Consider the following 9,324-nt stretch of genomic DNA (forward strand, 5'->3'; position numbering starts at 1 on the left):
ATTGGTCATTGGTCATTGGTCATTGGTCATTGGTCATTGGTCATTGGTCATTGGTCATTGGTCATTGGTCATTGGTCATTGGTCATTGGTCATTGGTCATTGGTCATTGGTCATTGGTCATTGGTCATTGGTCATTTGTCATTCGTCATTCGTCAGGCTATAGGCTATAGGCAATAGAATAGGTAAGGTAGAGTTTTGTAGTTAACTTCCCCAGCTTCCCCAGCTTCCCCAGCTTCCTCAGCTTCCCCAGCTTCCCCATCTCTCCTACACGGCGGGTAGTGTAAAGTAAAAGGTGCTACCTTGTCCTAACTCTGATTCTACCCAGATTTGTCCGCCGTGACGTTCGACTATTTTTTTGCAGACGGCGAGTCCAATCCCTGTCCCTGGATACTCTTCCCGGTAATGTAGACGCTGGAAAATGACAAAGATGCGATCGCAATACTGGGCTTCCATTCCGATACCATTATCCTGAACCGCAATCTGCCAAAATTGACCCTCTCGCGTCGCGGTGATATGGATGCGAGGCGGCTGTTGGGTACGGAATTTAATCCCATTGGTAATCAGGTTTTGCAGCAGTTGCGCCATTTGGGTGGGATTGGCTTTAACGGTTGGTAATGAGTCGGCGGTAATTATTGCCTTATTTTCTTTAATCAGAGGGCTTAAATCTGCCAGCGTTTTCTTAAGAATGTGTCCCAAATCCGTGGGTTCGGGAATCAGTTCCGGTTTGCTTACCCGTGAATAGGTTAACAAGTCGCTAATTAGGCTTTGCATTCTCTGGGTTGCATCGGTAATATAGGCGATATATTTATCGGCGCGTTCGTCAAGTTGACCCCGGTAACGTTTCACCAACAAATCACTGTAACTCCTAATTTTTCGCAGCGGTTCTCGCAAATCATGGGAGGCGACATAAGCAAACTGTTCTAAGTCTTGATTAGAACGGGCTAAATCCGCGATCGCGGCTTTAAGTTCTTGTCTGGCTTGTTTGCGTTCGCTAATATCTCGACATAAGGCTAATATGCGACAATCCTCGTCGGTGTCGATCACTCTGGCATTAACTTCAATCGGAATAATTGTACCATTTGCATGACAATAATCAATCTCTAAATTTTGTACCGATCGTTCCATGAACGCCTTTTGCACTTCCGCCGCATTGCGTTCTAAATCATAAGGTGCTGTCCAATCTAAAACTGTTTTACCGAGAATATCGGATACATTACAATGTCCCGTAACGCGACTATATTCCTGATTTGCATCCAGCACTTTACCCTGTTGATCCAGTACCACATAACCCGTCTGCGTGGTATCAATTAACGCCCGATATTTTGCCTCACTTTGCTGTAAAGCTTCTTCAGCGCGTTTGCGATCCGTGATATCACTAATTGAACCCGCCATTCGCGTCGGTTTTCCCATTTCATCCCAAATGGCTTGCGCCCGCGCATAAATCCAGCAATAGTCGCCAGATTTTTTCTGAAGGCGATATTCTATGGCATAAGGAACGTGATTCTCTAAGTGATCTTGCATCGCCGCCAAAACGCGATCGCGATCATCGGGGTGGACTTTAGATTCCCAGAAATTATAATTATTTTCGCCTTCTTGTTCGTCATAACCCAAAATCTGTTTAAATCGAGGTGAGTAATAAACCTCCTGTGTCAAAATATTCCAATCCCATAATCCATCCCCTGACCCCCGAACCGCTAAAATAAATCGCTCTTGCGTTTCCCGCAATGATGTTTCTATGTCCTTTCGCTGGACAATTTGAGTAGCCAACTCATCGTTAATTTGCTTCAGTTTGGCGGGACTGGGTAAGCTTAATGCTTGCGGGAGCATCGGGATTATTGCCAAAGCTGTGTAGATAGAAATAAAAGCGGTTATGGCTTTAATCAATCCCGATACCCAATAGATAGGATACCAAAGGGTGACAATCCCCATTAAATGAGTCGTACCACAACTAATAATAAAGGCACTAAATAACCAAAATAGTCCTTTAAAAGGTACATCTTGCCGCTTTTGGATAAAGTACAGCAGTGTAATCGGAATAGAATAGTAGGCTAAGGCAATCAAACTATCACTAATAACATGCAGTCCAACTAAATTCGTTTGCCAGAGATAACAATGTCCGTGGGGAATATACATAATGGTCATTTTTTAGGGAACAGGGAACAGGGAACAGGGGAAGTAACGTTTTGGATATGGTTTTGTGTAGGGGCGGGTTTCACTACTCTCGTTTCTTTTCTAACCCAGATGCGACTAAACCCGCCCCGACCGAGTGTTCCAGACGTAGATGCTATGTTTCTACTTTATTAACGTGAAGTGGAAGGTACTTCCCTGACCCAATTCTGACTCGACCCAAATTTTTCCGCCGTGACGTTCCACTATCTTTTGACAAATAGCTAACCCAATTCCTGTCCCTGGATACTCTTCGCGGTAATGTAGGCGTTGAAAAATGGCAAAAATGCGATCACTATAGTTAGGATCAATGCCAATCCCATTATCTTGAATGGAAATCTGCCAAAAATCATCCTGACAGTCAGCCTTAATATTAATTTGTGGCGGCTGTTCGCGGCGAAATTTAATCGCGTTAGCAATTAAATTCTGCAAAACTTGCCTAATTTGTAAGGGATTAGCTTGCACAATGGGCAAAGTTTTGGTATTAATAATTGCCTGATTTTCTTCAATCGCTGGACTTAAATCCGTTAACGTCTGCTGAAGAATTTCACCTAAATCCGTCGGTTCTAAAACCAGTTCATTGCGGCTGACTCGTGAATAGGTCAATAAATCCGTAATTAACGCCTGCATCCGGATGACACTATCGGTAATATAGCTGATATATTTATCCGCCCGTTCATCTAACTGACCCTGATAGCGTTTCACCAATAAATCACTATAACTCCTAATTTTCCGCAGGGGTTCTCGCAAATCGTGGGAGGCGACGTAGGCAAATTGTTCTAATTCTTGGTTAGAACGCTGAAGCTGTTGATTCAGTTGCTGGAGTTGTTCCTCAGCCTGCTTACGTTCTGTCTGATCCTGCACTAGAGACAGAATAGAAACGACAGCGTTTGATTCATCAAACAACACAGAGTTATACCACTGGCAATATAATACATTGCCATCTTTAGTTAGATTCCGGTTTTCAATAATCTCAGGTGGCGATTCTGGATTCAACAGGTTTAAGGCTTTCTGATGGACAAATTCGAGGTCATCCGGATAAACAAATTGCCAATCATTCAACTGTTTGCCCAGAACCTCCTCCGCCTTCCAGCCAAAAATACGCTCGGCTTGTTTTGACCAACCCTGAACCCGAAACTGACTATCCCACTCTATCACTCCCAAGGGGGAATTTTCGACATGAAATCGTAATTGTTTATGGGCATTTTCTAACTCAGCCGTTCGCTGTTTGACCCGCTGTTCTAAGTCTTCATTGGTTTGACGCAGGACATCCTCAACCCGTTTATAGTCAGTAATATCTTCAGCGATACCGAGAACCAGTTTTGGTAATTCTTCAAGGGTTCGAGAAAAAACCGTCTCTCGACTCCGCAGCCAGCGCCATTCTCCATTGGCATGTTTCATCCGATACTCAAGCGTGAGATGATCATCCTCGGTAAGCGTCGTCAAGTGCTTTTGATGGTCTAGAATGTGAGAAATATCCTCTGGATGTACCAGATGAGACATAAACTCTGTACCGATATCTTGAATATCTTGGGGTGTATACCCTAACAGTTCAACCGTAGAACGATTGGCATAAACATTGCGTTGTTCTATCACATCATAGAGGTACAAGATACCGGGTACTGTATCCGCAATGCGTTGTCTAAAGTGCTGACTGTCGCGCAAGGATTGTTCGGCTTGTTTCCGGATACTAATATCACTACTAATCCCCAAAAATCCGACAATTTGGTTATCGGAGTTATATAAAGCGGTAATCGAAAGTAAAACCGGAAAGCGACTCCCATCGTGGCGAATATAAGTCCATTCTCGTTCATCAATCTCTCCCCGACGAGCCTTGGTGATAAATGTCTCAAATCCAGGTTGAATCGGAGTATTAAGTTCTTGGCAAAGTTCGCGCGATCGCTGTACAATTTCTTCAGGGTCATGAAATAGAGCGGGTGTGGTTTTACCAACAACGTCTGATGCCGAATAACCGAGCCATTTCTCAGCCGCTCGATTAAAGGTAGAAATTGTACCATCAACAGTAGTAGAGATAATCGTATAATTGGCACTATCTAAAATCGCTTGATTCAACATCGCCAAGTTTCGCAGCGTCTTTTCAGTCTGTTTACGTTCTGTGATATCTCGCCCTGTAGCCATTACATACTCAACAGCCCCCTGTTCATTTAGACAAACCGTATCCATCCACGCAATCCAGCGCCAGTCTCCATCCCGCGTCACCCAGCAGCTTTCACAGGGTTTGGGGAAATCATCGGGGATTAAGTGATCAAAAATGGCTTGAATTGAGGCGACATCTTCCGGCAAGATTAATAAATCCCAAGCATATTTACCTTGGACTTCCTGGCGCATGTAACCCGTTAACTGTTCACAAGCGTGATTGAAATAAACAATTCGTCCTTGAGCATCCAGAACAACAACCAACGCGCCGATTAAATCCAACAGCGCTGCGGTTAACTCGCGTTGTTCCTTCAGGGCTTTAAGCGGTAGGGATTCAGGGATAGGTAATGGTTGACTCATGAACATCCTTAGGCAAAAGCGGGACTAGCTTGACGGCTATACTAAAGTATTCCCGTTTCGCCGAGGGGATGTATCATATCTAGGTTAATTGGGGATTGGGAACATGTAGAGACGTGCCATTTTAATCTGTAGGGGCGAGTTTGACTATTATCGTTTCTTCCCTCACCCAGATACAACTAAACCCGCCCCTCACATCTTGCACCTATCGCTGTCTTCCCGCCTTGGGTTTAAACCCAATGAACAATTTGATGAATTAACCTTACGTCCAGAAACTGTAGGGGCGCAAAGCTTTGCGCCCGATTCAATGGTAAAATCTATTCCACAATTTTAGCTGTGTAACGCCGCCATCGTGAGGAGAGTGAAGCGTAACGCAGCTTTGTTCAAGGCTGATTCTGGCTCTTGACTTCTCCTCGGATTTTCAACCTCATTCATTTTTCCATAGCGTTAACAGAAACGCCAAATTTTGTTCAGCTTTTAAAGCATGGGGCGCATTCGCCTCCATTGAAATAAACACGCCCGGTTCTAATTGAATCTCCTTACCCTCCAAAGTAAAGATCCCCTGTCCTTCAATCACATTAATCGTAGCGTTACGAGGTGACGTATGTTCAGAAATGCTCGTGTCCGCCGCCAGACAGAACAACGTGTGGTCACACTGGTCATCTTTATGAATAACTTTACTCACCACACCTCCTTCAGGATATTCGATGCGATCGCGCAGTTGCAATGCAAACGATGATTGGCTGGGAATTTGACTGGTCATGATGAATTTCTCCTATGGCACAATTTAAATAAGATATCCCATGTTAGCGAGAATAAAGGGCGACCCGATAAAATTTAATGAAGTTGAGTTGTTAATTTAGGTGGGCAGGTCGCCCCGACACATCTATCGCTGGTATTATTGATAGTTGTTTCTGGCGGGGGTAACGAATGCGCGAAGCCTTCTGGGGAAATATGCAAACATCTTTGAGTTAGCTTGATATCGAATACTTATGGTTCATCCTATTCAGCGATACTTTTCTTTGCTTCTAACGCTTGGTAGATTCCTCCTGGTATTACTCCTATTTCAAGCCACCTTCCTGACTCCGCCAGCCGTTGCTGTACTGCGACAACACCAAGACGCGCCGGGAATCATGCGTTATCACTCCCAGGAGTCGTTGAAAGATGAATCAGGAAGAACTTGGCAGGTAGTTCTGTTTAAAAAAATAATACCAGGTCAGTCAACGCGCCTGAATCTGCGGTTAGTCGGCTTTCCGGGTATGGCGGACTTTACCCATCCCCAATTCTTGGAAATTGCCACAGCAGGTGGTAAACTGCTCACCGCCCCTGATGTCTTTGCCCAAGAAGCGCCAGCGCCTAATGTGGGTCAGTATGATGTCACCGATGTCTTTGCCAAATTACAAGCGGATGAATCCCTGACCCTTTCCATACCCCTCAATCATGGACAACCCCTCTCCTTAACTATTCCCAAATCTTTAGTTAGCGAGTGGCAATTATTGATCACAGAAATCGAGACTTGAACAATGTTCTGTAGTCGATTAACATCAAGGAATTCAAACTTGTGCCTGTCCCCTATTTTCTAGTCATCGTATGAACGCCATCCCAATAATCGGGAGGAGGATTATTCTGATAATGTTTAGCCCGTTCAATATGAATCAAAACTGGCTTATCATTAGGTTCAAGTTGATAGGCTTGTTCAAAATAAACAATTGCTTTCGAGAAGTCGCGACTTATGTATGCCTGACGCCCTTTAGCATACAGATCTAAAAATTTGTGGGTTTTATCATTAAGAGGGGTATCGATATCTTGAATCAAATGATAAATACTGACCGCTTGGTTTTTCCCCTTCACGCGGATTTTATCGAGTTCCCGCACCCAAACATTATGGCGACAGAGGTTATAGGTATATTCACTAATGATAATATCACAACCGTACTCTTTCGTAATACTTTCCAGGCGGGCGCTGAGGTTCACACCATCTCCGATAACCGTGTAGTCCATGCGTTTGTGGGAACCAATATTACCCGACACCACTTCTCCCGAACTAATTCCAATCCCAATATGAATTAAAGGTTGGCGATTTCGCATCCGAGGTTCATTAAATTTGGCTAAACGCCAACGCATATCTAAGGCGGATTGAACCGCCATCCAGCCATGATTTTCTTTTAACGCCAAGGGAGCGCCAAAAACTGCCATCAGTGCATCACCAATAAATTTATCTAAGGTTCCTTTATGCTCAAATACCGATTCGACCATTGTTTCAAAGTATTTATTCAGGAGCGATACAACTTCCGACGCTCCCAAATTTTCGGTTAAAGTCGTATACCCCCGAATATCTGAAAATAAAATAGTGACATCCTTTTTACTCCCCTGCATCAGCGCATCTTCACCTAAGGCTAAGACTTCATCCGCAACCTCTGGAGTCATGTAGCGATACATGGTTGTTTTCAGCCGCTTTTCTCGACTAATATCTTCTAATACAACCAGACCTCCTCGCACCATTCCTTGGGGATTAGTTAGCGGATTAACTGTTAAATTAATACTCCGTTCAATAGGTTGGACTTGCTGTTTAGACAGGTAACCTAAAGCTCCAGAATGATCAGGATCTTCATTCCACAAACTATAGGTTTTGGGGTCATTGCTTTTGGGAATAGCTAGGAGATAAAGATGAGTATCATCATGGGATTGGCAATAGGGGGGAGTATTCGGTATTTCTATCTCTTCCAGGGGACATTGAAACAGACCGACCATTAAATTTTGTTCAGGAAGGTAATGCTTCGCCCCCGTAGTTAGGCTGTCTTGTAACCGGAATTGGAGATGTTCAATGGGTACAACATCCCAGACGTAGCGATTGGTGAGTTTTTCCTCCCACAACTGACGGTTGCGATTGTCGAGTTGTTGTAAGGGACATCCCAGTAATCCTAGCGCCGCATCATTAATTGTCACAATCCGTCCCTGCATATCGGTAGAAATAACCGCATCAGAAAGGCTTTGCAGGATATCTTTTTGATATTGCTTTTCGATCAGAACATTTTCAAAAAGTTTAGCGTTCTCTAGGGCAATTCCCGCTTGAATATTAAATGCCCGCATAAACTCTTCATCAGAGGTGGTGAAGCTGCCTTGATTCTTATTAATCAATTGAGTCACACCAATTAATTCGCCACCCGAGTTAAAGACAGGCATACAGAGAATATTACGGGTGACATAGCCTGTTTTTTTGTCCGTCGTTGGATCAAAGCGAGGATCTTTATAGGCATCGGCAATATTCAACGGTTGACCCGTAGACGCCACATAACCTGCAATTCCCCGGTTGGCTGAGATCCGGATTTCTACAATCTCTTTGCCATCAGCCGTCGCGACCTTACTCCACAGTTCCCCATCATCTTTACTTAGCATAAATAACGTGGAGCGGTCTGCTTGCATTAACTCCCGCGCTTGATCCATGACTAGACGCAGTGTGGCTTCTAGGTCTAAACTTTGACCCAGGTACTGAGTTGCCTTCAGGAGGGCGGCTGCACCGCGTTGGTTACGGGCTGCCATGTAGAATGATTGGCAGGTTTCTAGGATAATGCCAATCGAGGCGGCAAAGTCACGGAAGCGCTGTTCATCTTCTTCGTCAAACGGTACACCCCCAGCTTTATTCAATAACTGCACGACAGCGACAATCTTTTTATTGCTACTGACAATGGGCATACACAAGAGTGAATTGGTATGATAGCCCGGAGATTCGTCAACTTCAGGATTAAACAGGGGATGGTTGTAGGCTTCGGTGATATTGAGTGATTCGCCCGTCGTCGCCACATGACCCGCTAAACCCACATTTAGGGGAATGCGAACTTCCTTGGCGGCGTTGTCCTCACCAGAGGGAATTTTTGCCCAAAGCTGGTCTTTGTCACCATCAACGAGGAAGATAGTAGTACGCTCAGCTTGTAGGAGTTGACCGATTTTTAGGGTAAACGCCTCCATCACCTGCTCCAGCATGGTTTCCAGCGCTTCATGGTTAATCATTTCCAGCGCCCGCAGAAATTGCTGAAATTCGGCGGTGATGAAGTCCAGTAAGCAGATAAATTCGGGAAGGGATAAGTCTTTAACTCGATGAGTTAAAACGCTCGTGCGATTGAGTTGGGTTAACTGGGTCAGTGTAGCAAGAACGCTACCGGCATTAGACAGTGTCATAGTATTCGCTGTTGAACAGCTACTTTTTGCTCTGGCTGTCAGACGCACGCTCATGCACGTCTGGTTGACTGTTTCAGTCGGGAGATTTAAAACAAATAAGCGCAGCGATATCGGTGAACGTTGAAAAACGCTTCCGTTTTCAGTTAGTTTAGACCAATCTCAATTTTAGATACATTTATCTGTCTGAGTTGTTATTTGTTTTATATCCTTTGTCATTCACTATTACCTCTATTGTCTCATCCTTCTGCCCTAACTCCATGACCAGAGGGACTTCTGCTGGCTGAGTTGAGGATTGCCGCTTCTAAAAACCTAGACAAACCTACCCATAAGTAATTCTGTCTTGGTATAAGTCCACGGTGTAACTTTTGGTCGATAACCGTTAACGCAAAAGCTTGGCTGATACCCGGCGTTGTTGCTCGATATCAGCCTTAACCAACGGTTCCCAGTTAGAGACACTGTAATAATCGT

General features: G+C 44.4%; 5 protein-coding genes. 1 reads left to right on the forward strand and 4 read right to left on the reverse strand.

Annotated elements, in window-relative coordinates; all coding sequences use genetic code 11:
• Window positions 1–264: 264 nt before the first annotated feature.
• The 3 genes from RIC07_RS36095 to RIC07_RS36105 all read right to left on the reverse strand — a co-directional run bounded on the left by RIC07_RS36095 (window position 265) and on the right by RIC07_RS36105 (window position 5,443).
• Complete coding sequence (locus RIC07_RS36095) at window positions 265–2,142, reverse strand: sensor histidine kinase (RefSeq protein WP_446398708.1); 1,878 nt, start codon at window positions 2,140–2,142, stop codon at window positions 265–267.
• Window positions 2,143–2,292: 150 nt separating this feature from the next.
• Window positions 2,293–4,683 (reverse strand): PAS domain S-box protein, encoded by a 2,391-nt coding sequence (locus tag RIC07_RS36100; RefSeq protein WP_446398709.1) that lies wholly within the window; start codon window positions 4,681–4,683, stop codon window positions 2,293–2,295.
• A gap of 424 nt (window positions 4,684–5,107) precedes the next feature.
• Window positions 5,108–5,443, reverse strand: coding sequence for a cupin domain-containing protein (locus RIC07_RS36105; protein WP_446398710.1), 336 nt, complete (start codon window positions 5,441–5,443; stop codon window positions 5,108–5,110).
• 229 nt (window positions 5,444–5,672) lie between these two features.
• Between RIC07_RS36105 and RIC07_RS36110 the strand changes: the two genes are divergently transcribed.
• Window positions 5,673–6,200 (forward strand): DUF3122 domain-containing protein, encoded by a 528-nt coding sequence (locus RIC07_RS36110; protein ID WP_446398711.1) that lies wholly within the window; start codon window positions 5,673–5,675, stop codon window positions 6,198–6,200.
• 52 nt (window positions 6,201–6,252) lie between these two features.
• Here the strand turns inward: RIC07_RS36110 and RIC07_RS36115 are convergent, their stop codons facing one another.
• Complete coding sequence (locus RIC07_RS36115; RefSeq protein WP_446398712.1) at window positions 6,253–8,856, reverse strand: GAF domain-containing protein; 2,604 nt, start codon at window positions 8,854–8,856, stop codon at window positions 6,253–6,255.
• Window positions 8,857–9,324 lie beyond the last annotated feature (468 nt).

It is taken from the genome of Coleofasciculus sp. E1-EBD-02 (genome assembly GCF_040218245.1).
GTDB lineage: Bacteria > Cyanobacteriota > Cyanobacteriia > Cyanobacteriales > Coleofasciculaceae > Coleofasciculus.

Excerpts from the sequence above, each read along its gene's own strand:
- RIC07_RS36105 (WP_446398710.1), bottom strand. The coding sequence starts at position 5,443 with ATGACCAGTCAAATTCCCAGCCAATCATCGTTTGCATTGCAACTGCGC.
- RIC07_RS36100 (WP_446398709.1), bottom strand. The coding sequence starts at position 4,683 with ATGAGTCAACCATTACCTATCCCTGAATCCCTACCGCTTAAAGCCCTG.
- RIC07_RS36115 (WP_446398712.1), bottom strand. The coding sequence starts at position 8,856 with ATGACACTGTCTAATGCCGGTAGCGTTCTTGCTACACTGACCCAGTTA.
- RIC07_RS36095 (WP_446398708.1), bottom strand. The coding sequence starts at position 2,142 with ATGACCATTATGTATATTCCCCACGGACATTGTTATCTCTGGCAAACG.
- RIC07_RS36110 (WP_446398711.1), top strand. The coding sequence starts at position 5,673 with ATGGTTCATCCTATTCAGCGATACTTTTCTTTGCTTCTAACGCTTGGT.